This is a genomic window from Candidatus Amarobacter glycogenicus (genome assembly GCF_016704105.1).
GTDB classification, from domain to species: Bacteria; Chloroflexota; Dehalococcoidia; order Tepidiformales; family Tepidiformaceae; genus Amarobacter; species Amarobacter glycogenicus.
Map to the genome: position 1 here is coordinate 211,106 of NZ_JADJAT010000019.1, position 25,597 is coordinate 236,702.

At 65.7% G+C, this 25,597-nt stretch carries 23 protein-coding genes and 1 riboswitch; of the genes, 14 read left to right on the top strand and 9 right to left on the bottom strand.

Going from position 1 to position 25,597, the window contains the following annotated elements; translation table 11 throughout:
* Positions 1 to 120 precede the first annotated feature (120 nt).
* Together IPG14_RS12285 and IPG14_RS12290 are read left to right on the top strand one after the other, a co-directional pair.
* Positions 121 to 1,983 (top strand): PAS domain-containing protein, encoded by a 1,863-nt coding sequence (locus tag IPG14_RS12285; RefSeq protein ID WP_343392018.1) that lies wholly within the window; start codon positions 121 to 123, stop codon positions 1,981 to 1,983.
* Between the two features lie 46 nt (positions 1,984 to 2,029).
* Positions 2,030 to 2,872, top strand: coding sequence for a LysM peptidoglycan-binding domain-containing protein (locus tag IPG14_RS12290; RefSeq protein WP_343392019.1), 843 nt, complete (start codon positions 2,030 to 2,032; stop codon positions 2,870 to 2,872).
* 3 nt (positions 2,873 to 2,875) lie between these two features.
* Here the strand turns inward: IPG14_RS12290 and IPG14_RS12295 are convergent, their stop codons facing one another.
* Positions 2,876 to 4,426, bottom strand: a complete 1,551-nt coding sequence (locus IPG14_RS12295; RefSeq protein ID WP_343392020.1) for a nitrilase-related carbon-nitrogen hydrolase — start codon at positions 4,424 to 4,426, stop codon at positions 2,876 to 2,878.
* Positions 4,427 to 4,534: 108 nt separating this feature from the next.
* On the opposite strand from IPG14_RS12295, the gene IPG14_RS12300 reads away from it, so the two are divergent.
* The gene (locus IPG14_RS12300; protein WP_343392021.1) at positions 4,535 to 6,097 is read left to right on the top strand and encodes a glycosyltransferase; all 1,563 of its coding nucleotides are present in this window, start codon (positions 4,535 to 4,537) and stop codon (positions 6,095 to 6,097) included.
* Here IPG14_RS12300 and IPG14_RS12305 read toward each other — a convergent pair.
* Both IPG14_RS12305 and IPG14_RS12310 read right to left on the bottom strand, forming a co-directional pair.
* On the bottom strand, positions 5,982 to 6,731 hold the full coding sequence (locus IPG14_RS12305; protein WP_343392022.1) for a hypothetical protein: 750 nt from the start codon (positions 6,729 to 6,731) through the stop codon (positions 5,982 to 5,984). The genes IPG14_RS12300 and IPG14_RS12305 overlap by 116 nt on opposite strands.
* Before the next feature lie 285 nt (positions 6,732 to 7,016).
* Positions 7,017 to 8,129 (bottom strand): acyltransferase, encoded by a 1,113-nt coding sequence (locus IPG14_RS12310; RefSeq protein WP_343392023.1) that lies wholly within the window; start codon positions 8,127 to 8,129, stop codon positions 7,017 to 7,019.
* Between the two features lie 135 nt (positions 8,130 to 8,264).
* Here IPG14_RS12310 and IPG14_RS12315 point away from each other — a divergent pair, with 135 nt between their 5' ends.
* From IPG14_RS12315 to IPG14_RS12325, 3 genes are read left to right on the top strand one after another with little or no spacing between them, the layout of a single operon-like run.
* Positions 8,265 to 8,930, top strand: coding sequence for a 7-cyano-7-deazaguanine synthase (locus tag IPG14_RS12315; protein WP_343392024.1), 666 nt, complete (start codon positions 8,265 to 8,267; stop codon positions 8,928 to 8,930).
* Complete coding sequence (locus IPG14_RS12320) at positions 8,930 to 9,664, top strand: 7-carboxy-7-deazaguanine synthase QueE (RefSeq protein ID WP_343392025.1); 735 nt, start codon at positions 8,930 to 8,932, stop codon at positions 9,662 to 9,664. Before IPG14_RS12315 ends, IPG14_RS12320 begins: the two co-directional genes overlap by 1 nt.
* A gap of 49 nt (positions 9,665 to 9,713) precedes the next feature.
* Positions 9,714 to 11,129 carry a CoA-binding protein gene (locus IPG14_RS12325; protein ID WP_343392026.1) on the top strand — a complete coding sequence of 472 codons (1,416 nt, stop codon included), beginning with the start codon at positions 9,714 to 9,716 and terminating at the stop codon, positions 11,127 to 11,129.
* A 92-nt stretch (positions 11,130 to 11,221) separates the two neighbouring features.
* On the opposite strand, the gene IPG14_RS12330 is transcribed toward IPG14_RS12325, so the two are convergent.
* Complete coding sequence (locus IPG14_RS12330) at positions 11,222 to 11,629, bottom strand: CoA-binding protein (RefSeq protein ID WP_343392027.1); 408 nt, start codon at positions 11,627 to 11,629, stop codon at positions 11,222 to 11,224.
* On the bottom strand, positions 11,613 to 12,323 hold the full coding sequence (locus IPG14_RS12335; RefSeq protein ID WP_343385849.1) for a hypothetical protein: 711 nt from the start codon (positions 12,321 to 12,323) through the stop codon (positions 11,613 to 11,615). The genes IPG14_RS12330 and IPG14_RS12335 overlap by 17 nt, the downstream gene beginning before the upstream one ends.
* Before the next feature lie 202 nt (positions 12,324 to 12,525).
* Between IPG14_RS12335 and IPG14_RS12340 the strand changes: the two genes are divergently transcribed.
* Both IPG14_RS12340 and IPG14_RS12345 read left to right on the top strand, forming a co-directional pair.
* Entirely contained in the window at positions 12,526 to 13,581 is a 1,056-nt protein-coding gene (locus IPG14_RS12340) for a ferritin-like domain-containing protein (protein ID WP_343385850.1), read from the top strand.
* A gap of 74 nt (positions 13,582 to 13,655) precedes the next feature.
* On the top strand, positions 13,656 to 14,864 hold the full coding sequence (locus IPG14_RS12345) for a hypothetical protein (RefSeq protein WP_343385851.1): 1,209 nt from the start codon (positions 13,656 to 13,658) through the stop codon (positions 14,862 to 14,864).
* Between the two features lie 92 nt (positions 14,865 to 14,956).
* Here the strand turns inward: IPG14_RS12345 and IPG14_RS12350 are convergent, their stop codons facing one another.
* Positions 14,957 to 15,430: a DUF2269 family protein gene (locus IPG14_RS12350; protein ID WP_343385852.1), complete on the bottom strand. Its 474-nt coding sequence runs from the start codon at positions 15,428 to 15,430 to the stop codon at positions 14,957 to 14,959.
* 228 nt (positions 15,431 to 15,658) lie between these two features.
* Here IPG14_RS12350 and IPG14_RS12355 point away from each other — a divergent pair, with 228 nt between their 5' ends.
* Positions 15,659 to 15,853 (top strand): hypothetical protein, encoded by a 195-nt coding sequence (locus tag IPG14_RS12355; protein WP_343385853.1) that lies wholly within the window; start codon positions 15,659 to 15,661, stop codon positions 15,851 to 15,853.
* Between the two features lie 19 nt (positions 15,854 to 15,872).
* Here the strand turns inward: IPG14_RS12355 and IPG14_RS12360 are convergent, their stop codons facing one another.
* Complete coding sequence (locus IPG14_RS12360) at positions 15,873 to 16,403, bottom strand: DinB family protein (RefSeq protein WP_343385854.1); 531 nt, start codon at positions 16,401 to 16,403, stop codon at positions 15,873 to 15,875.
* Positions 16,404 to 16,468: 65 nt separating this feature from the next.
* Positions 16,469 to 17,554, bottom strand: a complete 1,086-nt coding sequence (locus tag IPG14_RS12365) for a Zn-dependent alcohol dehydrogenase (protein WP_343385855.1) — start codon at positions 17,552 to 17,554, stop codon at positions 16,469 to 16,471.
* A gap of 146 nt (positions 17,555 to 17,700) precedes the next feature.
* On the opposite strand from IPG14_RS12365, the gene IPG14_RS12370 reads away from it, so the two are divergent.
* From IPG14_RS12370 to IPG14_RS12385, 4 genes are all read left to right on the top strand, one after another.
* Positions 17,701 to 18,585 carry a hypothetical protein gene (locus tag IPG14_RS12370; protein WP_343392028.1) on the top strand — a complete coding sequence of 295 codons (885 nt, stop codon included), beginning with the start codon at positions 17,701 to 17,703 and terminating at the stop codon, positions 18,583 to 18,585.
* Between the two features lie 70 nt (positions 18,586 to 18,655).
* Positions 18,656 to 18,735: riboswitch (Fluoride riboswitch) on the top strand.
* A gap of 70 nt (positions 18,736 to 18,805) precedes the next feature.
* A complete protein-coding gene (locus IPG14_RS12375) occupies positions 18,806 to 20,134 on the top strand; it encodes a voltage-gated chloride channel family protein (RefSeq protein ID WP_343392275.1) in 1,329 nt (442 codons plus the stop codon).
* A gap of 161 nt (positions 20,135 to 20,295) precedes the next feature.
* Complete coding sequence (locus tag IPG14_RS12380; protein WP_343392029.1) at positions 20,296 to 22,047, top strand: ABC transporter ATP-binding protein; 1,752 nt, start codon at positions 20,296 to 20,298, stop codon at positions 22,045 to 22,047.
* Positions 22,044 to 23,840 (top strand): ABC transporter ATP-binding protein, encoded by a 1,797-nt coding sequence (locus IPG14_RS12385; protein ID WP_343392030.1) that lies wholly within the window; start codon positions 22,044 to 22,046, stop codon positions 23,838 to 23,840. The genes IPG14_RS12380 and IPG14_RS12385 overlap by 4 nt, the downstream gene beginning before the upstream one ends.
* Before the next feature lie 16 nt (positions 23,841 to 23,856).
* Here the strand turns inward: IPG14_RS12385 and IPG14_RS12390 are convergent, their stop codons facing one another.
* On the bottom strand, positions 23,857 to 24,297 hold the full coding sequence (locus IPG14_RS12390; protein ID WP_343392031.1) for a pyridoxamine 5'-phosphate oxidase family protein: 441 nt from the start codon (positions 24,295 to 24,297) through the stop codon (positions 23,857 to 23,859).
* Between the two features lie 83 nt (positions 24,298 to 24,380).
* Between IPG14_RS12390 and solA the strand changes: the two genes are divergently transcribed.
* On the top strand, positions 24,381 to 25,571 hold the full coding sequence (solA, locus tag IPG14_RS12395) for an N-methyl-L-tryptophan oxidase (protein WP_343392032.1): 1,191 nt from the start codon (positions 24,381 to 24,383) through the stop codon (positions 25,569 to 25,571).
* Positions 25,572 to 25,597: the final 26 nt, after the last annotated feature.

A 25,597-nucleotide genomic window follows, 5' to 3' on the forward strand; every position in this document is an offset into this window, starting at 1 on the left:
AACGGTGCCGAGTGTGAGGCTTCCGATCCGGGAGATCCCTGATTCCCTGGATCCCGCGTTCGCAATACGTTAACGGGAGCCAACAGGCGGGCGGGAAACCAACCCACCGGGTGCGAACCCTTGAGCCAGCCGGTTGCCACCAGCACCAACGTGGGCGGTGTCGAACAGCGACTTTTGCGCCGCTTCGAATTGCTCTTTGCCCGGACCACCGAGGCCATGTTCATCACCGATGGCTACGGCGCGATGCTCGATGTCAACGGACCCATGCTTGAGCTGATGCGGATGGGCAGGGCTGAGTTCCTCGCGAGCGACATCGCCACCTTGCTTTCAGACGGGGAGAGCCAACAGCTTCAGATCCGGGCCGAGCGCATCGCTCAGGGGACGGCAACAGGAGAGGCCGACGTCGTCATCCCGGGCCGCGGCCTGACCAGGGTCCGCTTCTGGACGATTGAGGTAGAGACCGGCGACGGTGGGCTGCGCGCTTTCGCGGGTGTGACGCCGATCTCCGTGAGTCCCTCGGCAAAGCAGACCCACACCATCCTCCGCGCGATCTTCGATGACTCCCCCGACGGCGAACTCGTCGTCGATGGCAGGGGGAACACGCTCTACGTGAACTGCCGGTACCTCGATCACTGGGGGCTCTCCGAAGCCGACCTCCGGCGTCCGTTCAAGGATCGCTGGGCGATCACCCAGACGCGGCTGACCGATCCCAGCGCCCTCCTCGACTTCTTCACGCTTGTGCGGCATCAGCCCGGTTCGCCGCACATGGTGGTCCTGGAGATGTCGAACCACACGGTCCTCGAAGTGCGGTCTTCAACGCTCTCACTCGACGGAGTGACCCCGTTCGGATTCAGCTACACCACGCGCGATGTCACCGAGCAGGCGAACGCCGACAAGAAGGCACGTGCGGCCGCGAGCCTTCTCGCCTCGGTGTCGACCCATTCGCCCGAAGGCATTGTGGTGGTCGACCCCGAGGGCAACGTGATCCACTGCAACGCGCGCTTCCTCGACATGTGGGATGTCGGTGAGCCGTGGACCAGGCTGTCTGCGGACGAGCGCCTTCGAGAGCTGGCGCCGCGAGTCCTGGGTGGAGAAGACCTGCTTGCCGTTTCGCAGTCGCTTCTGCCAGACCATGCCGCACTGTTCGAGGGCGAACTGGCGATGGCCGATGGCCGGACGCTTGGTCTCCACGCCAAGCAGCTTCGCGACTCAAGAGGCCAGGTCCTGGGCAGGGCATCGTTCTACCGGGACCTTAGCGAGGAGCGCGCGGCGGCAAAAGCCATCATTGCATCGCGGACGGCGGAAGCGTTCCAGTCCCTCGCTGCCGGTGTTGCACACAAGATCAACAACTCCCTGGCGTCGATCGTGGGGAACGCCTACCTCGCCGGGCTTCCGGAAGGCTTCCCGGAAGAAAGCGCCGAGAGCCTCAGGGAAATCGTGAACTCGGCCTCCGACGCCACCAGCCTCGTGCGGGACCTGCTTGCCCTGAGTGGACACGGGCACCATGCGCTCATGCAGGTCAATGTCTCGTCAGAGGTGGAAACCGTGCTGGACCAGCTCCCTCCCGGGGAGCGGCGGCGGGTGACCAGCGACCTCGCGCCGGGCCTGCCGCAACTGCTCGCCGACACCGGGACCCTGGCACAGGCGGTCGCGAACGTGCTGACGAATGCCCTCGAAGCCGGCAGTACGGTACGCGCGTCGACTGCCATGAAGACGGATTTCATCGCCGAGGCCGGAGCGACCTACGCACCCGGACGGCCGCCACAAGGCAGGTATGTGGTGATCGAGATTGCCGATGATGGACCTGGCATCGCTGCGGAAGTCGCGGGCCGGTTGTTCGAGCCGTTCGCGAGCACCCGGGCGGCGGGACGCGGGCTCGGATTGCCGGCGACCGCCGGGATCATGGGAGCCCATCACGGATTCGTCGAAATCCGGGCGTCCCCCGCCGGTTGTACCGTCCGGCTGCTCTTGCCAGCGCCCTGACCCGGGGTTGCGCTTGACGATAACGATCGTCGATTATCAACGACCTATGCTACCGGACACCCCGCATCCGGTGGCGACGGGAGGAGCGTTCCGGCGCGGCCTTATGGCCATGCTGGTGCTTGCTGCCGCGCTGCCGGTCTCACTCGTCTACGCCCAGACGCACACCGTCCAGACTGGCGACACGCTTTCAACGATCGCCGAGCAGTACGGCGTCAGCGCGGAGACCCTGGCCAGGGCTAACGGCATCGACGACCCGGACCGGATCTTCGCCGGCCAGGTCCTGACCATTGGCGACGGCGGACCGGCCGTGGCGCCGCCGACCGAGCGTGTGCACGTGGTGGTTGCTGGCGAGACCCTTTCCTCCATAGCCGATGACTACGGCTTCACCCTGGCCGCCTTGCTCGAACGAAATGGACTCGAGGACGCCGACTACATCTACGAGGGACAGGAACTCTCGTTGCCGATGTCGCACTACGCCCCCGCGCCGCTGAGCCGGGGCGAAACCGAATGGATCCTCCGGGCGGCGGCGAACGAATTCGGTGTCGACCAGTCGCTGATCCTCGGACTCGCCTGGCTCGAAAGCGGATGGAACCAGTCGATGACCAGCCATGTCGGTGCGGTGGGCGTGATGCAGCTGATGGCGCCCACGGCCGAATGGGGGCTGGAATACCTGGCGCCCGACGCGACGAACTGGCGGACAAGCACTGAAGACAACGTCCGCCTGGGTACGGCGGTCTTCGCGCATATGCTGGCCCAGGCCGATTGGGACGTGGAACTGGCTCTCGCCTTCTACTACCAGGGCTGGCGCAGCATCGAGATCAACGGGATGTTCGAGGACACGTACCAGTACATCGAGAACGTCCTCTCGCTCGCGAGCGAATTCCGCTAGGACTTAGCGGAGCAGCGCGCCGTAGGCTTCGGGCAAGCGATTCCGCACGACGTCCGTCCCCGGGGCCATCTCCTTCATCCTCGAGAGCGCTTTGTTCACGGTCGCCGTCATGGCTACGGCGCTGCCGCGCGGCGAAACCGCCAGCAGCGCGCCGGTCGGGCCAGCGACGACCGCTGCGTCTTCCCACGCTGCCGCGACAAAGATCCGGTTCTCGTCCGCGCGCGTCCGAACGATGGCGTCAAGCATCGGGTGGGGGCGGAAAGCCGCCCAGGCGACGAGGTCGGCCCCTGCGAGCATGAGGCCCCGGGCGACCTCGGGGACGAACCCTTCGTCCCCACACATCAGCGCGACATTTCCGACGGGCGTCGGGACGACTGGCGAAGGCGCGGCTCCGAGCTGAATACCCCGCCCGTGCGTGGCGTTATGTTCGATCGTTGCTTCCGGCGTGATCAGGACAGTCGACTGGTGCGCGGAACAGCCGGTCGTGGCGACTCCGAGCACGAGCGCTCCTCCAGCCTCGCGGACGGCGGCTTCGAGGGCAGGCAGTTCGACCTGCCATCCTTCCGGGCCATCTTCGCCGCCGAAAACCACGAGGTCTGCGTCCTGGGCACGGAGTTCGCGGTACCTCGCGGCAATGGTGCTGGCGTTGAACGTACCGTTCGAGGGGACTACAGCGACCCGACGGTTCGCCAGCGCCGGGACAAGCGGCTCCGAAAGCACCTTCATAGTCGGTTGCCCGACCGCCGGCTCGCCGAGCGTCCGGTAGAGGGCAGGGCGCCTCGGCACGATGCCGACGACCATCGGCTCCAGGTCGTAGACGACCACCGACTCTTCGTCACTTGGGGCGCAGACCCGCGTGACGCCGGAAGGGTCGATAACGAGCGAGCGCCCGGCATACACGATGGAGCCGGCCTCGGTTCCCCACTTGTCGGCGGCGGCGACCCAGACGCCGTTCTCGAACGCCCTGACCGGCATGAAGTACTCGCACTGCGTGTTTGAAAGCTGCGCTGACTCGCGGCCGGACGAAACCCAGGCCGTAAGGTCGAGGATGACTTCGGCGCCATGAAGCGCGAGCGAGCGCGCAATCTCGGGCTGGCGGCCGTCAGCGCAAATGAGCGCACCGAAGCGCGCGAACCCTGCATCCCAAACCGGGAACTCGCGACCGCGTTCGAACCAGTTGCTATCGAAGTGCCAGAGGAAGCTCTTGTCGTACCGCCCTCGGCCCTCGCCGTCCGGACCGAAGACAACGGCGCTGTTGGTGAGCTTCCCGTGGGAGTGGGGCACAGCCATCCCGGCGGCAAGCCAATAGCCGTGGCGCCGAGCGGCGTCGGCGAACAGGGCTGAGACTTCCTCGAAGTCACGGACGTCGGCGCGTTCGTACGGGCTCGCATTCTTGAGGTAGTAGGCCGGATAGGAGCACTCCGGCAAGACGACGAGCTGGGCTCCGGCTTCGCCGGCCGCATCGAGGGCGCGCAGGATGTTCTGGAGGTTGCGCTCGGGTTCTTCGATATCGCCGGCGCGGACCTGGCAGAGCGCGATGCGGAACGGTTGCATCGGACAATGGTAACGAGTTGGACAGCCCGTGGTGGCGCGCGACGCGATCCTGCACAATGGATCTTCCCCGCCTGAACCGGGGCCACCCACGGAGCTAGAACGACCGGAATGCGCATCGCCCAGGTTTCGGCCCACACCAGTCCGCTCGCGCCGCTCGGCGGCCGCGAGACCGGCGGCATGAACGTCTATGTCCTCGAACTCTCCCGGGAGCTCGCGCGCCTGGGATACGAGGTCGATATTTTCACGCGGCTGGACGGCGAGTTACCGCGCGTCGAGCAAGTCGCGCCGAACCTGCGCCTTGTCCGGATAGAAGCCGGCCCGCCGACGCCGATCGAGAAGGAAGAGATCGTCGGCCATCTCCCGGAGTTCCACCGGAACATGAAGCGCTTCGCAGAGGAGCAGCCGGGCGGTTACGACGTGATCCACTCGCACTACTGGCAGAGCGGCTGGGCCGGCACCCTCCTCGCGCGCGAACTCGACCTGCCCCATGTGGTGATGTTCCACACCCTTGGAGAAGTGAAGAACCGGGCGCGTTTCGGCGAGCAGGAGCCGAGGCTCCGCATCCGGCACGAACGCACCATCGCGCGCCGCGCCACCGCCATCGTCACCGCGAGCAGCCACGAGCGGCTCCTCCTGGAGCGGTACTACGGCGCCGACCCGGCAGCCATGCACACCGTGCCTTGCGGCGTCGACCTGGATCTCTTTCAACCACGCGACCGCTCCATCGCCCGCGAGCGGCTCGATCTGCCGGCGGAAGCCCCGGTCCTGCTCTGGGTAGGCCGGCTGGAGAAACTGAAGGGCGTCGAAATCCTCGTCGATGCCGTCGCGGAACTCGAACGGCGCGACTTCACGCTCCTCATCGTTGGCGGCGATGAACGGGCCGCGAGCATGCGCGCAGAGCTGGAGGCCCAGGCCGCCGCCACCGGGATCAGCGCGAACGTCCGCTTCGAAGGCGCCGTCTCCCACGATGTGCTCCCGTGGTACTACTCGGCTGCGGACGTCTGCGTGGTGCCGAGCTACTACGAGAGCTTCGGGCTGGTAGCGGTCGAAGCCATGGCGTGCGGGACCCCGGTGGTTGCATCACGTGTGGGTGGGCTTGTTTCGACGGTGATCGATGGCGTCACCGGCTACTTGATCCCGTGGCGCTGCCCCGGCCCGTTCGCCGAAAAGCTCGAAGTCCTCCTGGGCAACCCAGAACTCCGGGCGAACTTTCAGCCGGGCCGCCCAACGCTCAGTCGAGCGCTTCCGCTGGAGCACCGTCGGGCTTCACATCGCCGATGTATACGACGCCGCGCGGGAGCGGCACATGCGCGGCCGCGTGATACAGGAAGACGCGGGAGGCTTCGGGAAGGAAGCCTGGGAAGCCGCCATCCTCGCGCGCTGACCGTAACTCCCCCGGGAGTCGGGGCCGGACATGAATTGGACGGGAGCCCGGAACTCGATGCCCCCCCGGGCGAAGTGGAGACAACGACAGCGGCGGATCTAGCAGGCTTGCAGGCGGTCCGGAACGACATGAAGCAGCGCGGCGGAACGGCACTGCGGAGGCCCGGGACTGTCAGCGCGGCGCCCGGTAGCGCCGTTCCATTTCGATCAGCTGGGGGACGAGATCTGAATGGGCTTGGACATGAAAGACGTAGCGCGGGATGTCGAATCCCGGCTGCCGGGACATAAAAGGCTCTCCCCAGAAGCTCAGGTGCGCCTCGGTTGAACCTGCATCGGTGTCCGCGAGGATGAAAGAGACGGCCTCCTGTTTGAGCGGTACCCAGCGCGGCTCGCGCAGCTTGGTTCCGAAGCCAGTCGCCTGAGCCTTAGGAAGCACCTGTGTCTCCCATGCCTCGCGCTCCGACTCGTCGAGGACGAATTGGACAGCGACGACTTTGGGGTTCACCAGCGCCGGCGCCAGGAGCGCATCGAACAACGCCTGGGGACGGAACATGAGGAGGCAAACGTTGAACCAGACCATTTCGCCCCGCGCGTCCCGGGCGAACGCCTCGCTGGCAGAGCGCAACGAACGAGGGCCGACCAGCATTACGTCGGGCTTGCCGAGCCTGGCGAGAATGCCATCCAGCGTGGCTTCATTATGCTTGACCGATTCCACGAGCAATTCGTCCTGAGCTTCGCGACGAAGATCGCGGAACAACAACAGGGCGATGGCAACGAGCGCGATGGTCAGCAGGACATCGGTTTCGATGACGTGCAAGAGGTGGAGCACCAGCGCCGCACAGGCGGCGAAGATGCCGGCGATGGCATCCCAGTCATAGAGACGGTACCGGGAGCGCGGTCCTTTGCGGGCTTCGGCAGACATCGCCTAAACTCTACGCCGGTTGGCACCTAAAAGGGAGCGCGGCCCACACCCATCGGTACTGGCACTCAGTGACTGCAGGGCGGGGTCATGGAGACAACCGGGAACTGGATCGAGATCCGCCTGAGCAGAGTCTTTGCGTGCCCATGGACGGTGGCGGCGGCGACCTGTCAGGGCTTTGGGACTCCGAGTTCGTTGCAGATGATCCCGACCAATACTCCCGTGAACTCTCGATGCCGCGGGACAGCAGGCGACCGGCGCAGAGCACGGTTCACGTAGATCGAGTGGTTACGTCTGCTCGACAGCCTCGCTGGCGACGGCAACCGTGCGAAGCCGCTGCCACGCACGCAACCGCTGTTCGATGGGGTGTTCGACGACGTAGTACAGCCCGGCCGAAACAGCGATGGAGACGGAAGAAACACCCAGGAGCCAGAGCACGTTCCAGTCGCTGTTGCCGCGCACGCCAATCCAGTCGATCAATGCATAGATGATCGTGGCGTGGACGAGATACAGCGCGTAGGACCACTGTCCAAGCAGGACAAGCGGCTTCGCACGAAGCCACGAGCGCGCTCCGTCCACATCGAGTTGGGCGGCCGCTGCGATGAGCGCGGCGTACAGCACCGGCAATACAACGTAGGTAGCCTGCGACGTGAGTTTCTGCAGTTCCGCCGGAAAGTCGGCGCTCAACTGGTAGTGGACGTGGAACCACGCCGCCACCAGGAGCGCGGCGGGGATCACCCCAAGCCTGACCCGGAAGCCGCGCTTCAGTGCAGCCGCCAGCCCGATCCCGAGAACGAATTCGCCCACGCGGAACAGCGGCGAAACGTACAGCAGCCAGCCCACGATCCGCAGAGAGAACCAGTCGGGCGACCAGCGCGCCACGCTGAACACCAGTGCTAGCAGTACCGCCGTCGCGACAGCCAATGCCGGCGGCCGCAGAGCAAGCGACGGCCGGACGATGAACGGATGCAGTGCGTAGAAGAACATCTCGCAGGAGAGCGTCCACGAGGCGGGGTTCCCCGCGAAATAGGTTGTCACGGTGGGCACCCAGGCGTGCAGCAGGAGGAAGGAGAGCCCGATGGCGGTCCAGTCATACGGAACGTCGCGCATGGAGTAGAACACCGGCAGCGCCAGCACGGTCGTGACAGCGTGCAACGGCCAGATGCGGGCGAAGCGCCGCCAGTAGAACCGGGGTGGCGTGTCACCAGGGACGAACGACCAGGTGAGGACGAAGCCCGAAAGCACGAAAAAGAACGTGACGCCCGTGGCGCCGAAACCCTGGTAGCGCCAAAGCCCCGGCAACCCCGCGAAGTTCGCAAAGTGGTGGACAACGACCATCCATGCCGCGAAGAACCGCAGTCCGGTCAAGGAATCCAGCCGCGAGAGCGAAGCGCGCTGCATCTCGCGAGTGTACCGCCGGCATTGGGCACGAGCCTGCCAGCTGCCCCGCGGCGCCGAAGCCTGCTACCTTCGTCGTGTGCATGCGATGGTGCTGCTCTCCGGGGGGCTTGATTCGACGACGGTCGCCCACACGCCGTGCGGCAGGGCCACGAAGTCCGCGCGCTGAGCATTGGCTACGGCCAGCGGCACGTGCGCGAGTTGCAGTCGGCCCGCGCCGTCGCCGAGCGGCTCGGCATCGAACTGGCCGTAGTTGACGCCTCTTTCTATGGGGGGCTCGCTTCGTTTTCTTCGCTCACCAGCCACTCGGTGCCGCTGCCGGAGAACCGCGATCCCGGCGCCATGGCCGCGGACATCCCAAACACGTACGTTCCGCTGCGGAACACGTTCTTTGTGACACTGGCGGCCGCGGCGCTGGAAAGCTGGCTGCTCGATGCGATCGAGCGCCGGGGGAACGCACCCGCGACTCTCGAAGGGGCGATCTTCGTCGGTGCGAACGCCATCGACTACTCCGGCTATCCCGACTGCCGGCCCGAGTTCTACGAAGCCATCACCGAGGTCATCCGACTCGGGAGCAAGGTCGGTGCCGCGTACGGCGTGCCCATCCGGATCGAAGCTCCGATCATCACGATGTCCAAGGCCGACATCGTGCGCTACGGCGCCGACATCGGTGCACCGCTCGAACTGACGTGGAGTTGCTACGCCGGCCTCGACCGCCCGTGCGGCGCCTGCGACTCCTGCGAGCTCCGCGCAGCGGGTTTCGCGGCCGCGGGGATCTCGGACCCGGCCCTCGCGGTGCGCTGATGGATGAGACGGCACCAGGCGAAGGCCGGAATCTCTTGCTGGCGCGCATGGCCGACGGAAAGCCGGAAGTCTTCTCTTCGGTGCAGGGCGAGGGTGTCTCGGCGGGCATGGCGAGCACGTTCATCCGCCTCAGCACCTGCAACCTGCGCTGCACCTGGTGCGACACGGCCTACACGTGGGACTGGTCGCGCTTCGACAAATCGGAGCAGATTACGGAGTTGCCGGCGGACGCCATCGCCGTGGATGTGCTCACGCGTGCGCCCCGCAACGTAGTCATCACCGGCGGTGAACCGCTTATCCAGCGGCGGCAACTCGTCCCCCTGGTGTCGCTGCTGAAGACGGCGGGGCTCCGCATCGAAGTCGAGACGAACGGGACGATCGCGCCCGGAGAACTCGGCGGCACGATCGACCAGTGGAACGTCTCGCCGAAGCTGGCGCACTCGGGCAACGAAGGCCTGGAGCGGCTGCCGGAGGGACCGCTGCGAGACTTCGCGGGCCGCGAAAGCGCGTTCTTCAAGTTCGTCGTCCAGGACATGAACGACCTGGACGAAGTCGAGGCACTGCGCGAACGGTTCGGGGTCCCAGCAGGGCGGGTAGTCTTGATGCCCGAAGGCACAACCGCCGCCCAGTTGAACGCACGCAGCCCATGGCTGGCGGAAGTCTGCGCCCAGCGCGGCTACCGGTTCAGCTCCCGCCTGCACATCCTCATCTGGGGCGACAAGCGGGGGGTCTGATTACAGAAGGGCGGCGGAATCGCATACCGGCCGCTGTACAATCGCCCGCGTGTCACGCTTCCCCACCACCCCCGACCTCGACCGCCTTTTTCGCCCCCGCTCCGTAGCTATCGCCGGCGCCTCCACGAACGTCGACAGCCCCGGGCACGACTACGTGCAGGCGATCAAGAACATGGGCTTCGCGGGGCCGATCTACCCCCTAAACCGGAGCGCCGATGAAGTTGCCGGCCTGAAGGCGTATGCGGCTCTAACCGACGCGCCCGGGGAGGTCGACCTTGTGATCTCGTGCCTCCCGGCTGGGGCGGTGCTTGACCTCGTCGACCAGTGCGGCAAGAAGGGCGTCAGGTTCCTCCACCTGTTTACGGGGCGTTTCAGCGAGACCGGAGATGACGAGGCAGCGGACCTCGAGCGCCAGATCGCTGCCAGCGCCGCCGCGCAGGGTGTCCGCATCCTCGGGCCGAACGGCATGGGCCTTTACCACCCCGGTGGCGGGCTCTCCTTCCGGCCGGACCTCCCTGTGGCCACGGGCACCGTCGCGTTCCTCAGCCAGAGCGGCAACAATGCCGTCGAGGTCATTACCCGCGGAAACGCTCGCGGCATGAAGTTCGGGAAGGTTGCGAACTACGGCAACGGACTGGACGTGACGCCGGGAGAGATGCTGCGCTACCTGGCCGACGACACGGAGACGACGGTCATCGGCGCCTATGTCGAGGGCGTCCCGGACGGGCGGGGGTTCTACGAAGGGCTCGCAGCCGCGGCGGCGAAGAAGCCGGTGATCATCCACAAGGCAGGGCGCACCCAGGCCGGAGCGCGTTCGGCGGCTTCGCACACGGCCGCCCTCGCCGGTACGGCAGAACTCTGGAGCACCGTCCTGAAGCAGGCAGGCGCGCACGAGGCCCGCAACCAGGAACAGTTGCTCGACCTGATGCTCGGGGCCGACATGCTCCCGAGCAGCGGGGGCCGCAACATCGCCATCGTCGGCGGGGGCGGAGGTCGCAGCGTCCAATCGGCCGACGCGGCGGAAGAGAACGGATTCACGGTGGTCCCCCTGCCGGATGATGTCCGGCGGAGAGTGCGTGAGAAAGCGCCCGGGCTTGCGGACTGGGTTGGGAACCCGGTCGACCAGTCGATTCTCGCCGGCTCGGGACTTTCCTCGAACGGACTACTGGAACTGATGCTGGAGAGCGCCGCCTACGACCTGGCGATCGCGAACGTCGGGGAGGACTGGTTCTTCGGCCGCCCGGACGCAAGTGACCGGCTGAAGCACGCCTGCAACCGTCTCGCCCAGATTTGCGAGACGTCGGCGAAGCAGGTGGCGGTAGTCCTCGGCGCGACCGAGACGAACAACCGCGAGCACCGTGCGATCGTCGACGAAGTCCGCGACGACTTCGCTGCGCGGGGCATCCCCGTTTATCCGAGCGTGGAGCGGGCGGCGTTCGCGCTGGGACGGCTGGCGGGACGGTAGGGGGCTCAGGAAGCCCCAACTCAAGCGGCTCCGGGGCGACGGTTCAGCATGCCCGGGTGGCGAATCGCCGAAACTAGCTGTGGGAACTACACCTAGGCCAACTCGTCCCGGTGCACCACCATCGTGCAGCGGTCCTGGGTCGTCACGAGGCCGGCCTTGCGCGCGCGCTTGAGCCCGGCGTCGTTCGTGATCCCCGCCTGGAGCCACACACCTTTCGCCCGAATGGCGATCGCGTCGTCGATGATGGGGCCGGTCTGCTCAGAGCGGACGAACACATCGACCAGGTCAACCGGCTGCGGCACGTCGCGCAGAGACGCGTATGCCTTCTCGCCGAGCACTTCCTCCGCCGGGTGTTGCCCCCGGTGGACGGGGATGACGGTGTAGCCGTGCTCCTTCAAGTATTTCGCTATGCGGTAAGCGACCCGGTCCGTTCGCGAATCCAGACCAACCACGGCGACTGTTCTTGCGTGCCTCAGCAGTTCTTTAGCGTCGTCGGGCACTGGCCTTCCCTTTCGCCGGCGGGGCGGAATTCGCCACCTGCTCGCCGGTATCCGTGTCAATTTCGACCATCTCCCAGCCTTCGGGAATGGTCACCGTAGAACCTACCAGCTTTGCGACCGCCTGACCGACGGCGAGCGTGCGGTCCATGCCATCGGCCTGGCCGTAGGCCGGGACCGGGACCTGGGCGAGGATGAGCCGTTTGCCGCTCTGCTTCACGAGCACCAGGGCGAACTGGCGGAGGTCATCGACGTTGTCATGCCAGCGGTCGGGCTGGTCGCCTTCCACGGTCACTTCGAGGTGATCGATCTTCTCGAAGGGGACGAACTCCCTCGTGCCAATTCCCATCCCGAGGTAGCCCTGCTGCCAGGTGGCCGAACCCTTGCGCGCATCCACCACAACGTCGGCACCGACGACCGAACTGATCAGGCTCATCGCGGAAAACGGTACGAGGATCATGCACGTGAGCAGAAGCAACACGAGCAACCAGAAAGGGACGCTGAAACCGCGAGTTGCCATGAACCAACCGATGGCACCGGCCGCGGCCAGACCGATGAGCGGAAGGATCACCGTCCCGCGGGCGCTCTTGATCTCGATCTTATTTGGGCCAATCACAGCCATGGCGCGGTGAAGCAGCACCTCTGTACGGCCATCCCTCCGGTGGATGGCGATGTGCTCTGGGACCTGGTACTCCACATGGGACAGGGTATCGAGGGATAGGGGCACAAGACAGCACCGAAGCGCCGGCCGGGCCGCTCAACGCCCCTCTGGGCCGAACTATATGATCGTGATCATTGACAAACGCCAATTTGTTTCACCGAAACACTTCGCATGTGCCTATACATCGGATATATTTGGCCTATCCAGGCCCGAATGCCCCGGGCCAGCGGAGTATGCAATGGCTTCCTCTCCCACTTTTGTCGAGGCCCCGGGCCTCAATTTCGACTGGCTGAACCTCGATACCGAACAAGGAATGCGCATCCAGGCGGGCCGCCGCGGCCTCACCCTGGAAGACGTGAACCAGATGACCTACGGTGTCGAAGGCAAGCCCGAGGCCGGCATCGCCGTCTTCGGTCCACGCGGCGCAAAGGCCGACATTCGCTCGCCACGCCACGCCCGCCAGTACAAGTCCAAGGCCGACGTCTGGTCCGAGAGCGCGATGCTCCTCTACGAAGAGGCCCAGCAGCGCCAGTGGGCCAGCGCCCGGGATATCCCGTGGGAGACGCTAAAGCCGCTGCCCGATGACATTGAGTGGGCAATGTGCACGCTCTGCACGTTCCTCACCCAGGTCGAGTTCATCGCAGGTGACCTCCCCGGCCGGTTCATGGAACAGGTCCACCCGGACTTCTTCGAATCCCAGCTCTTCCTCGGCACACAGATCATGGATGAAGGCCGCCACCTGGATGTTTTCCGAAAGCGCGCGCTTTCGAACGGCGGCGGCATGGTCGATGCGGGTTTCGGCGCCATCAACCTCCTCAGCGTCGATGACTTTACCGAGATGACGGCGCTGCTCCACCTCGTCGGCGAAGGCTTCGTCCAGACCCTCTTCCGGATGGGCGAGCTCATCTCCCAGAACGACGCGGAGAAGAAGATCTTCCGACTCTCGGCGCAGGACGAAAGCCGCCACCTTGCCTTCGGTGTAACCCACCTGAAGTACGTGATGGACACGGAGCCCTGGCGCAAGGAAGAGCTGCACCACTACCTGGACATCCAGGAAGGCGCACTCGGCGAGAGCCAGCAGGCGAGCCTGACGACGAACCCGACGACGGGTGAAGCGCTGGCAATCCTCGCGGGCGGCGGCGTTGAGCATATGGACGAAGGCTTCATGAAGCTGATGATCATGCGCAAGCGCCAGATCAACGAGTACATGCACCGCCTCGAGGTCATTGGCCTTGGCGACCGCCGTGAACGGATGGCGCCAGGGATGCGTGAGTTCCTCGATCCCGTGAAGTAGCCGCTGCCGCGACTCGCCCCAGGCTGGCGCCCCGCACCGGGGCGGCAGTTGCATTCGCCAGAGGAGATTTGACGATGGAATTGAAGGAAAGCACGAAGAAGCGTGGCCACCTGCTCGGCTGGTCCAACGAGTTACTGACGAAGCTCGAAGCATCGGCGCTGCGCGACGCGACCGTTTCCAACCTCGCCTACATGCGCCTGCCCTCCGACCGCGTGAACGCGTTCGTGGAGAAGGTCGACGCAAACCCCGAGCAGATGAGCCGGATCACGTTCAGCTTCATCCGGACCCGCTCCGAGCGGGGCGTGAAGGCGGAAGTCGGGCCCGAAGGATTGACTCTCGACCGGATCAACATCGGGACGTACGGCCAGGTGCCGGATACCTGGCCCTACGAGAACGACGCCCCTCGCGGTTCCCATCCCGCGCCAGAGAACTACGCACCCGGCAGCTACACCATCTTCGACAAGTCCGAAGTCTGGGCCGAAGGCGTCGACGTCCTCTACGAAGACGCGATCCGCGATCGCTGGATCCCGGCGACGGACCTCGATTGGGCGAACGGCCTGAAAGAGCTGCCGGAAGAAATCGAGCGGGCGATGTGCCAGCTCTGTACGACGTACAGCTCCCACGGGCTCGTCGAACAGAAGATCATCTCCAAGTGGTTCGAACCGATTAGCTACGGTTTCCACGATGTGAAACTCTTCCTCGGCACCCAGGTCTACGACGCGGGCCACAAGGTCGAGGCCCTTCGCAAGCGCGCGCTCGCCAACGGCGGCGGGCTCGGGCAGGCGCCCCTCGGGACGCTCTACCGGGGCTTCTACGGCTCGCTGAAGCTGACGGAGATGCTCACTTGCCTCGACATCGTCTACAAGTCGTATGAGCTGACGTTGTTCGAAGCGAACCGCGACTACGCCAAGACCGACCTCGATGCGAAGCTCTTCGACCTGATGGCGAGGGACTCCCGGCGCCACCTGGAGTACGGGAAGCGCCATCTCACGTGGTACATGCAGCACCACCCTCGCGGGCGCGAAAACGTCCAGTTCTGGCTGGGCCGTGGCGAAGCCTCGCTCTCGAACGAGATCCGCCACAGTCACGCCGAGCGCGAGGCGCTCGTCGTCCTCTTCGCCGATGGGCTCGAGAAGGTGTCGAAGGGCGTCGAGAAGCTTGGCCAGCTCCGTCAGAAGCAGAACGTCGAGTACATCACGCTGATGGATGACCTGGGTATCGACAGGCTTCCGCAGTTCAATCCCGGCCTGGCCAAGATGGTCGACGACCCACTGGCCGTCTAAGTTCCGAACCGGTCCCATTGCCGCACGAAGGCCCGCAGAAATGCGGGCCTTCGTTTTGTGCTGGAGAGCCGCGATGCCCGAAACGGGCAGTGTCAGGCGCCCGGCTTGGCGATCATCAGGTAGAGGAACACGAGGAATGAGATGTCGAGGAGGACCCCGGCGGCGGTCGTCAGAGGGTTGGTGAGGTGCTGGACCAGGTCGACGCTGACGGGTGCATCGCCGAGCGCCGCGGCCATCGCGCGGGCCTTGTTGTTGCGCGGCATGAGGAAGCCGTGGTCGATTCCAAGGACGACGACGAAGAGGGCATAGGCGGCCGACACCCACGGGTCACCGAAAGAGTAGCCGGCTTCGCTGATCAGCAGCGAGCCGAAGACGATAGAGAGAATGGCGCCCGCGGAAGTCCCGAAGAGCTCGGAGTAGCGGATCATGTTGCAGAGGGTAAGGACGGTTTTCGCGTGAGTAACCCGGCCGACGGCGATGCCCGCCCCAGTGCTCAGACCTGCGGCGCCGAGGAGGAGGAAGACCCCCAGCAGGTGGCCGTACAGGTAAAACTCTTCGGTGCTCATGCAGTCCCCCTCAGTGGCGGGCGCAACCGCCCGTCCGGGCCGGAGTATACGCTCCGGGTTACCGCTCCGTCGGGCGACTCTGGCCGTCGCTTTGGCGTCGCCGGGGCGAAGCGGAACGCGCCTGCGGAGTGTTCAAACGTTCACACAATTCCGGCCATTAGGGCCTAGCATTTTCGGGCCATATATCTATGCTATCGATCGATTCGCGGTGGGACGGGAGGACGAGGGATGCACATCGAGGTCATCGAATTCGAGCTTACGTGTACGGAACATGGCGCCCACCGCCTCATCGTGCCGGTCGAGTTACCTCGCCCGAAGGCCTGCGCTCACTGCTTCCTTCCCGCGGATCGCGTGGAGCTGCGGCGGTTCGTGATCGGTGGTCCGCTGCCCTCGGCGCTGGGCAACGAAGCGTGGGTCGGCTGAGGGCTGCCAACCGGCGGCGCTAACGCGGCGCCAGTGTGCCTTCCTTCGCCCATTTGAAGTGTGTCCGGCCGTGGTCGGCGTTCGCCGCCATGATGCCGCCGACGGTACCATCGGCCCAGGGTGTCCCGGGGATTTTCGAATCGAGCTGTTCCTGTGTCAGTTCCGACAGGAGCTTGAGCGTTTCGGCGCGGGTCTCCAACCCAACACGCACCAGCTCATCAAGCGGCTTGCCGCGGTGCTTCGCGGCCCAGTCCTCGGTCCAGCGGTGTATCCCGGCCATGACCTCTTCCCGGCTCTGCTGCGAGCCGTCCTTACTCCGCCCGAGGGTCATCCCCTGGCCGCCCGAGAGGTGCCGCCGGAACATGTCGTTCCAATTTCGCTCGATCAGCGTGGTGTGGACGAAGTGGTCGGCATACGACCACGTCTGCGACGGGTCGTGTTCGCTCGGGGTTCGCGGGGCGTAGAGGTCGGCTGGGCTCATCGCCGCGAGCGTCTCGAGCAGCCACGCGCGATCCGTATTGAGCCGGGTTTCGATCTCGATCCGATTCATCGATTCCTCCGAACGCAAAGGCGCGGAGGTTTCGAGACCCCCGCGCCGCTTTGTTTCAAGTCTGCTCAGTCGAACTTGAGGACGGTGCGAGCAACCTCACCCGCCTTCATGGCACGGAACGCCTCGTTCACGTCTTCGAGACGCCCGGTACGAGTGATCATCTCGTCCAATTTCAGGCGCCCCTGAAGGTAGAAATCGATGTAGCGGGGCATGTCCTTGCGGAAGCGGTTGGAGCCCATGCTCGACCCCTGGATGCGCTTCTCGCCCAGGAAGGCCGGGCCGTCGAGCTCAATCTTCGTGCCGACCGGGATCATGCCGATGATCGTGGCCGTCCCACCGCGGTCGATGCATTCGAAGGACTGCTCGGCAGCGCGCTTGCTGCCGATTGCTTCGAACGAATACTCGACCCCGCCGCCGCCCGTGATTTCGCGGATCGCCTGCACGGGGTCGTGAGAAGAAGCATCGACCACATGTGTGGCGCCGAGCTCTTTCGCGGTGGCGAGCTTGGACTCCACGGTATCGACCGCGATGATCATGCGGGCGCCGCCGATGCGGGCCCCCTGGATGGCGCTGAGGCCAACGCCGCCGCAGCCGAAGACGGCGACGGAAGACCCTGCTTCAATGCGGGCGGTATTGAGGACCGCGCCGACGCCGGTGGTGACGCCGCAGCCGATAAGGGCAAGGGCACCGAACGGCACATCCTGGCGGACCTTCACGACGGCGTGCTCGTGGAGCAGCATTTGCTCGGCGTAGCTGCCGAGGTTCGCGAACTGGCCGACCGGCGTGCCGTTCCAGGAGAGGCGTGGCGTTTCGCCCGGCCCACGACGTAGTTCGGGAGCGCGGCACAGATTGGGACGGCCGCTGATGCACATTTCACACTGTCCGCAGAAGACGGAAAGACAGCAGATGACGTGGTCGCCGGGCTTCACGTAAGTCACCTGGTCGCCGACGGCTTCGACAATCCCGGCCGGTTCATGGCCGAGGACCGCGGGCGCCGGGAGCGGGTACAGCCCATCGACGAAGTGCAGGTCGCTATGGCACACGCCGGTGGCCATGGTGCGGACGAGGACTTCATGTCCCTTTGGCTTGTCGATGTCGATATTTTCGATGGTCAGGGGCTGGTGTGGCCCATGGAAGATGGCAGCTTTCACGGAATCTGTCCCTCCTGCGCGCATGTGCCGCCGCGGGATAGTACACGGGCCGCAGCACGTTAGCCATCGAGTTGCCTGTGCAACGGCGGCACGGCAGCAAAGCGGCACTCCATGGACGGCAGCCCTGGTTGCGTTAGATTGCGGCCGTGCCACCAATCGACGAGCCCGGCCCGGACCCACGATCGGGCGATGCCGGCCTGCCCCGGGCAGCGAGTGCGGACCGAACTCCGGTCCAGCAATGCACGGGGATGGCCTGGCTCGCCATGAAGGCGCTGGCGGTGTTCGCCGTTTTCGGCGTCCTCGGCATCGCCGTCACCGCGGTCCTGCGCCACAGGGTCAAGGGTGGGCGACTGCAACATGTCGGGAAAGGCGCGGTTGCGGTGGGCTCCGCAGCGCTCTTCGTCGGGGCAATTGTCCGCGGAGCCACCGCGATGACGGGCGTGGACCGCTGCGAGCCGCCGCCCGAGATCAAGAACTACGCGGCAGAACAGGCTGCTGAGGCGGCCATATCGATCGGTCGGCTGGACCAGGTAATGACATGGTCAGTCTCCGGCATCGCGATCTTTTATGGCAGGCTTGCCGGCGCCGACATCTGCTACTTCGAAGCGCACAAGTACTACCTGTCCACGTTCGACCGATGGCCACTCTCCCGCGGGAGCGTGTTTGTGGGCAATGTGCTTCTCTCGAAGCGATTGGACGACAGGAGCGTTGACCGGATCCTTGAGCTCTCCAGCCACGAGGTGGCGCACCGCGAGCAGTGGTCATGGGCGACGGTGATCGGGGGCCCGCTCGCATTCCCGGTCGGCTACACCGTGGACAACTTCTTCTTTCCCGATGCAGCGAACCACTTCGAACGCGCGGCGGGACTGGACGAAGGCGGTTACGACACGGACCGGACGTCGCCACGGCTGGGCTGGGGCGAGGTCGCCGCGCTCGCTGTGTCGCTGGCCGGCATCGAGATCGCTTCCCTTGCTGTCCGACGGGAGCGGCACAAGATCCTCTCCTGGCTGAAGGGATGGCGGCGGTCCTGAACAGCGGCCCTGCCGCGCGGTGACTCGGGGGCGGGCTGGTTTGCCCCACCTCAATCGAGCCGACTATGCTTCGGAATCTGGCGATGGAGTCCTGCCATCAACCGCCCTCACCCAACAGACGCGGTGAGCGCTGATGACTCCTACGATTTCGTAGGAGAGTTCGCCCTTGAATAGCCCAATCACCGACGCTGCAGCCCGCTTCGCGAAGGGGCTCGAACATGTGCGAATCCGCCCGTCCGAGCAGGTGGAAGTCGTCCGCTACCTGGCGAAATGGATCGCCCTGCTTACGCCGGTCGCGGTGGTCGTAGGGAGCACCTCCTCGGCGTTTCTGTGGGCGTTGGAACGGGCGACCGATGAACGGTTCGAGCGGCCCTGGTTGCTCTACCTGTTGCCGCTGGCAGGACTGACAGTGGCGTTGCTGTACCACCGATTCGGGCGCTCCGTCGAAGGCGGCAACAACCTCCTCGTGGATGAAGTACACGAGCCGGGGGGCGGAGTACCCCCGCGGATTGTCCCCCTCATCTTCGTCGGCACGGTGGTGAGCCACCTCGCCGGGGCCTCGGTCGGCCGCGAGGGTACTGCCGTGCAGATGGGCGGCGGGCTCGCGAGCGCGTTCAACCGGGTCTTCCGGCTTGGCGCGGAAGACCAGAAGACTCTCCTCATGGCTGGCATCGCCGCCGGTTTCGGCGCGGTCTTCGGGACGCCAATCGCCGGCGCTGTGTTCGCCATGGAAGTGCTTGCCATCGGTCGGATGCAATATGGCGCGCTCATCCCGGTGCTCTATGCGGCGCTGGCGGCCGACTACGTTGTTGGGGCGTGGGGAACCGAACACACGGCCTACCACATCACCCTCACCGCACCCGATGGCGACCTTCCCTTCGATGCGGTGCTCATGGCGAAGGTGGCATTCGCCGGGGGCCTGTTCGGTCTGACGGCGATGGTGTTCGCCGAGCTGGTCCACGGCCTCGGCCGGGCGTTCCGCCAGGCGGTGACGAGCCCGCTCGTCCGCCCCGTGGCCGGAGGGATGCTGATCATCGCGGCCGTCCTGATGCTTGGCACTCGGGAGTATCTCGGTCTCGGCGTGAGTTCACCGAACGCGGGAGATGTCACCATCCTTTCGAGCTTCGAGGAGGGCGGCGCCGACCCGTTCTCGTGGTGGTGGAAGCTGGCGTTCACCGTCCTGGCGCTTGTCAGTGGATTCAAAGGGGGCGAAGTCACGCCGTTGTTCTTCATCGGCGCCAGTCTCGGCAACCGGCTCGGCGTGCTGTTGCGGGCGCCGGTCGACCTGTTCGCCGGGCTTGGCTTCGTCGCCGTCTTCGCGGGCGCCGCAAATACGCCGCTTGCCTGCACGATCATGGGCATCGAACTCTTCGGGGCGGGCAGCGCTCCTTACATCGCGGTGGCCTGTTTCGTGGCCTACCTCGTGAGCGGGCACTCGGGGATCTACCTGTCCCAGCGCATCGCGACGCCGAAGGTCGTGCCGGCGGTGGGAACCAAACCGGGGGAGATGCCGACGCTGCGAGAAAGCCGCGAGCGTCCGTCCCGGTAACCCGCTGGCAGTCGCCCTGCGGGGCAATCAGTCCGTGTCCGGGGTTAACCGATCGGACGATCCTGCGTTACCAAGGATACCAGCGGTGCGTGTTCTTCCCTGAGGGAGGGTAAGAGCCGCTGCCGTCCTTCCGACCCGCCTGCCTTCCAGGAGGGCCTTGTTTGTCCGAGGAACACTTAGACCTGCGCGCGGGCCGAGACCTGGTCCTGCGCCAGCTCAGGGACAAGTGGGCGTCGCTCGCCGTCGCCTTTGGCGCGGGCCTCAGCTGGGGCCTGCTGCGGCTCGCCGCGCCCATCATCACGGGACTGACGATCGACCGCGCGATAGTCAGGGAGGACCACGGCCTGCTCGTGCGACTGGTCCTCGCGCTCGTCGTCGTGGTGGCGTTCCAGGCGGCCTTTGCGGGGCTTCGCCGCTACTGGGCCATGCGTACGAGCTACCGAGTCGAAGCTGACCTTCGCATGGAACTCTACGACCGAGTGAACCGCCTCTCCTTCGACTACCACGACCGGACGGCGACAGGGCAGCTCATGTCTCGCGGGAGCGCCGACCTCCACGAGATCCAGGGCTTCCTGGTCAACATCCCGATCAACTCCGCATACCTGCTGATGGCTGCCGGGTCGTTTTTCTTGCTCGTGCGGACGAGCGTGCCGCTCGCTCTCCTGGCGATGGCCGTCTACCCGTTTGTTTTCTGGCTCAGCGTCCGCTTCTTCAACCGGCTCGAACCGGGTACGGAGCGGATCCAGGCCGGCCTCGCCAGCCTCGCCAGCGTGGTCGAAGAGAACATCGCCGGCGCCCGGCTCGTACGGGCGTTCGGGCGTGAACAGCACGAGATCGAGCGGCTCCACCGAGTTGCCGACGACGTCCACCGGGACTCAATGGAAGTGGTGCGGTTGCGCACGATCTACGGGCCGTTGTTCTACTTCCTCCCCGGTATCGGGCAGCTCGTTGTCCTCGGCTTCGGCGGCTGGCTCGCGCTGAACGGAGAGATGACGACCGGCCAGCTCGTCGCCTCGCTCCAGTTCCTGAGCATGCTGGTCTGGCCGGTCCAGAGCCTCGGCGAAATGATCGCGAGCGGCCAGCGGGCTCTCGTCTCCGGCGCGCGCGTCTGGAACGTCCTCAAGGAAGAGCCCAGCATCACCGAAGCGGCCCACCCGAAGCACCTTCCGCATGGTGGTGGAGAGATCGCCTTCGAGGGCGTCACCTTCGCTTACCAGGATGACCGGCCAGTCCTCCTGGACTTCGCGCTGGGCGTGCCGGCAGGCGCTTCGGTCGCGCTCGTCGGTGCAACGGGCAGCGGTAAATCGACTGTGGCGCGCCTTCTTCCCCGGTTTTATGAACCGGACACGGGCCGCATCTTCATCGATGGCGCCGACATCCGCGAACTGCGGCTGAAGGAACTGCGCCGCAGCATCGGGATCGTCTTCGAGGACACCTTCCTCTTCTCCGACTCCGTCCGGAACAACATCGCCTATGGCCGGATCGACGCGACGGACGAGCAGATCGTGCGGGCCGCAAAGCTCGCGCATGCCCACGAGTTCATCATGGGTCTCGCCGACGGGTACGACACCGTCGTCGGCGAACAGGGGTTCTCCCTTTCCGGCGGCCAGCGCCAGCGAATCGCCATTGCCCGGGCAATCCTGATGGAGCCGCGCATCCTCATCCTTGATGACGCGACCTCCAGCGTTGACGCTCGCATGGAGGAAGAGATCCGGTCCGCGCTCCGAGAAGTGATGCAGGGCCGCACCACTGTCATCATTTCGCACCGGCTCTCGACTATCTCGCTCGCGGACCAGGTGGTCCTCGTCGATGAGGGGCGCGCGGGCGCGACGGGCACCCACGCTGAACTGATGCGCACCTCGCAGCGCTACCGCGAGGTCCTGGGCCAAACGGAATCGGCGGTGGCTTCATGAGCGACGACGTCACGGAGCTCCCCGAGCGCGCAGCGAAGGTGAACGGCCTCGCCGGGGCGGTGCGCATGCTGGCCCCGCGCTGGCCGGCGATCCTCGTCGCAGTCGCCTCGATCGTGTTCTTCACGGGGGCGAGCCTCGCGAAGCCGCTGGTCATCCAGTATGCGCTCGACACCGGCGTCGGGACGGGCGCGGGCGATGGCGACAAGCGCGCCCTGGTCGTTGCAGGAATCATCTTCCTTGCCCTGCTCGTGCTCGTGTACATCTTCCAGGGGCTGAGCACCTACCTGGTGAACCGTATCGGCCAGGACTTCCTGCGGGAACTGCGGCTGCGGCTCTTCGCGCACTACCAGCGCATGTCGCTCGCGTTCTTCGGCCGGGAGAATGCAGGGCGTCTCGTCGCGCGCATGACGAACGACGTTGCGACCGTGAACGATGTCCTGAACAACGGCTTCCTCATGGTCGTCCAGTCGACGCTCACGCTTGCCGGCGCGACGGTCATCCTGCTCTTGTTGAGCTGGGAACTCTCGCTGACGACCGCGATGATCCTGCCGCCGCTGATCGTTGCCACGGTCTTCTTTCGCCGCTACTCGGAGAAGGCCTATGGCGCCGTCCGGGAGCACATCGCGAACGTGATGATCCACATGCAGGAGAGCTTCTCCGGCCTCCGCGTGGTTCAGGCCTTCGCCCGAGAACAACACAACATGGAGCGCTTCGGCGACATCAACGAGCGCAACTTCTGGGCGAACGTAAACACCGTCCGCATCTCCGCGCTCTACTTCCCGTTTATCGAATGGCTGAGCGCCGTCGGCATCGGCATCATCCTCTACTTCGGCGGGCGCAAGGTGGCGGGCGACGAAGTCACGATCGGCACCGTCACGGCGTTCGTGTTCTACCTGGAGTTCATCTTTCAGCCGATCCAGAACCTCTCCCAGGTGTTCGACATGGTGCAGAGCGCGGGGGCTGCGCTGAACAAGATCTTCGGCATCCTTGGGATCGCTCCGGATGTGCCCGAAGCGAAAGAGCCGGCAACGTTAGAAGGCGCTCTCGCCGGCCGGATCGTCCTCGAGGGCGTTAACTTCGGGTACGACCCGGTGCGCCCGGTGCTCACCGAGGTCAACATCGCTATCGAACCCGGCGAGCATATCGTCCTCGTCGGACCGACCGGCGCAGGGAAGTCCACCCTGGCGAAGCTCATCACGCGCTTCTACGACCCCACCGCGGGCACGGTCCGCATCGACGGCTACGACCTCCGCCAGCTTGCCAACGCCGACCTCCGCCGCAGCGTGACCATGGTCCCCCAGGAAGGCTTCCTGTTCACCGGGACTATCCGCGAGAACATCCTCTTCGGCCGCCCGGACGCGACAAGCGAGGAAGTCGAGGCTGCCTGCCGCACGCTCGGCATCGATGAGTTCATCCGGATGCTCCCCGACGGTTACGAAACGATGGTGAGTTTCCGCGGCTCCCGACTCTCGGCGGGGGAGAAGCAACTCATATCGATCGCCCGCGCTTTCCTCGCCGATCCGCCGGTGCTCATCCTCGATGAGGCGACGTCTTCGCTCGACCCCGCCACCGAAGAGCAAGTGGAGGAAGCGCTGAGGCAGTTACTCAAGGGCCGCACGAGCGTCGTGATCGCTCACCGCCTCAGCACAGCCGAACACGCGGACCGTATCCTCGTCGTCGACCATGGGCGGGTCGTGGAAGACGGCAACCACGCCGAGCTCGTGGCCAAGGGCGGCTACTACAGTTCGCTCTACCGCCAGTGGACGGCGGGGCGGGAAGTCCGGAGCGCGTAACGCGAAGACGGGTGGACTAATCAGGCCCGTGCGCCCGGCCGGAAACCGACGTCATCTCTATCCGCCAGGCGTAGAGCCCCAACTGGGCGAACCGGTCCTGCAGCATGAGCGCCGCCCAGTCCGGGGCATCCCCGAGTTTCAACTGGAGTTTCCCGGCGAAACGGGCGAATTCTGATCGCTCGACGACCCTCGCGAACGTGCCCTGGCCGGAGACGCTCGCCCACTCCCAGGGGCCGGTAACGAACGTGCTGTCCACCTGGAACGAAACCGCCGGGTTCGTCTCGGCCAGCCGCGTCTTGCGCCCCGGCGTCGTGAGCCCGCAGAGCGCACCGTCGAAGAAGACGTAGAAGACTGGCACGAGAAACTGCTCGTCGCCGGCGGAAAAGCCGATGCGGATGACGCGCTCCTTGTCGAGCACGAGTTCGATTTCTTGCGGCGTTAGGTCCTGGAATCCCATGCACGGAAGACTACCGATCCTTCGCCTGCGGGGAAGTCGGCGCAGGTAAGGCTGCGGCGTATGCTTCGGGACGGGGAGCAGGTATGGCCGAGCAGTTCGATGCCGTTGTGGTCGGCGCCGGGGCGGTCGGGTCGGCGGCCGCCTATGAGCTGGCGAAGCGGGGCCGCCGCACGCTCCTGCTCGAGCAGTTTGAACTCGGGCACAACCGCGCCAGCAGCCACGGCGAAAGCCGCATCATTCGCCACTCGTACAGCTCCGCTGTCTACGCCGCACTCGCCCCGGCGGCGTTCGAACTGTGGCGTGCGCTCGAACGAGAATCCGGCGCCCGGCTCCTGACGATGACGGGCGGCATCGATATCGGCCCCGCGACAGACCCGGCGATGCAGGCCTGCCGCGGCGCTCTTGCCCAGGCAGGAGTCGGCGCCGCTTGGCTCGAAGGCGAAGCCGCACGCTCCTACGCGCGGCAATTCGCGATGCCGGACGACTGGGCGGTGCTCTGGCAGAGCGGCGCCGGCATCCTCGATGCCGGCCGCTGCGTCCGCACACTCGCTGCCCAGGCTATTGCCCACGGGGCGAGGCTGACCGAGAAGGCGCGTGTCACGGCAATCGAGCCGGGAGCGCGCACAACTCGCGTCCGCTTCGCGCACGGCGGATCCGAAGCTGAGGTCGACGCCCGCTCTGTTGTCGTCGCCGCGGGACCGTGGGCCGGACGGCTCTTCGCGGCCCTCGGCCTCGAACCATCTCTGCGCGTCACACACCAGCAGGTGGTCTACTACCCGGCCGCCGACACAGCGCTCTGGGCTGCCGGCCGGTGTCCGATCTACATCGCGCACGGCCCCGGCGGATTCTACGGGTTCCCGGCCCACGAGCGCCCCGGGTTCATCAAAGTCGCGATCGAACTTGAAACTGCCATCGATGACCCGGACGAGCCCCTTCGCGAACCCGACCGACAGGCGCTCGCCCGGCTCAGCGAGACCGTGGCCCGGGTGTTCCGCGGCGTCCGCCCCGAACCGGCCGAAGTGGTCACCTGCCGGTACACCGAGACACCGGACCGCGACTTCATCATCGACCGGCACCCCAACCATCCAGCCATCGTCCTGGCGTCGCCGTGTTCGGGACATGGGTTCAAGTTCTCCGTGCTCTCCGGAAAGCTGGCCGGCGAACTCGCGCTCTCTCCGCCGGGAGACCACGACCCGCCCTTGTGGAACAAGAGGTTCGGGTTCACTCGCCCGGCCGAACCGGACGACCCGCTCGCGCTGGAGTGGCGCGGCTGATGGGACAGCCCCGGAGTGCTCGTCTG

Excerpts from the sequence above, each read along its gene's own strand:
- solA (WP_343392032.1), top strand. The coding sequence starts at position 24,381 with ATGGCCGAGCAGTTCGATGCCGTTGTGGTCGGCGCCGGGGCGGTCGGG.
- IPG14_RS12350 (WP_343385852.1), bottom strand. The coding sequence starts at position 15,430 with ATGAGCACCGAAGAGTTTTACCTGTACGGCCACCTGCTGGGGGTCTTC.
- IPG14_RS12310 (WP_343392023.1), bottom strand. The coding sequence starts at position 8,129 with ATGCAGCGCGCTTCGCTCTCGCGGCTGGATTCCTTGACCGGACTGCGG.
- IPG14_RS12300 (WP_343392021.1), top strand. The coding sequence starts at position 4,535 with ATGCGCATCGCCCAGGTTTCGGCCCACACCAGTCCGCTCGCGCCGCTC.
- IPG14_RS12345 (WP_343385851.1), top strand. The coding sequence starts at position 13,656 with ATGGAATTGAAGGAAAGCACGAAGAAGCGTGGCCACCTGCTCGGCTGG.
- IPG14_RS12385 (WP_343392030.1), top strand. The coding sequence starts at position 22,044 with ATGAGCGACGACGTCACGGAGCTCCCCGAGCGCGCAGCGAAGGTGAAC.
- IPG14_RS12290 (WP_343392019.1), top strand. The coding sequence starts at position 2,030 with ATGCTACCGGACACCCCGCATCCGGTGGCGACGGGAGGAGCGTTCCGG.
- IPG14_RS12390 (WP_343392031.1), bottom strand. The coding sequence starts at position 24,297 with ATGGGATTCCAGGACCTAACGCCGCAAGAAATCGAACTCGTGCTCGAC.
- IPG14_RS12320 (WP_343392025.1), top strand. The coding sequence starts at position 8,930 with ATGGATGAGACGGCACCAGGCGAAGGCCGGAATCTCTTGCTGGCGCGC.
- IPG14_RS12305 (WP_343392022.1), bottom strand. The coding sequence starts at position 6,731 with ATGTCTGCCGAAGCCCGCAAAGGACCGCGCTCCCGGTACCGTCTCTAT.
- IPG14_RS12360 (WP_343385854.1), bottom strand. The coding sequence starts at position 16,403 with ATGAATCGGATCGAGATCGAAACCCGGCTCAATACGGATCGCGCGTGG.
- IPG14_RS12295 (WP_343392020.1), bottom strand. The coding sequence starts at position 4,426 with ATGCAACCGTTCCGCATCGCGCTCTGCCAGGTCCGCGCCGGCGATATC.
- IPG14_RS12355 (WP_343385853.1), top strand. The coding sequence starts at position 15,659 with ATGCACATCGAGGTCATCGAATTCGAGCTTACGTGTACGGAACATGGC.
- IPG14_RS12340 (WP_343385850.1), top strand. The coding sequence starts at position 12,526 with ATGGCTTCCTCTCCCACTTTTGTCGAGGCCCCGGGCCTCAATTTCGAC.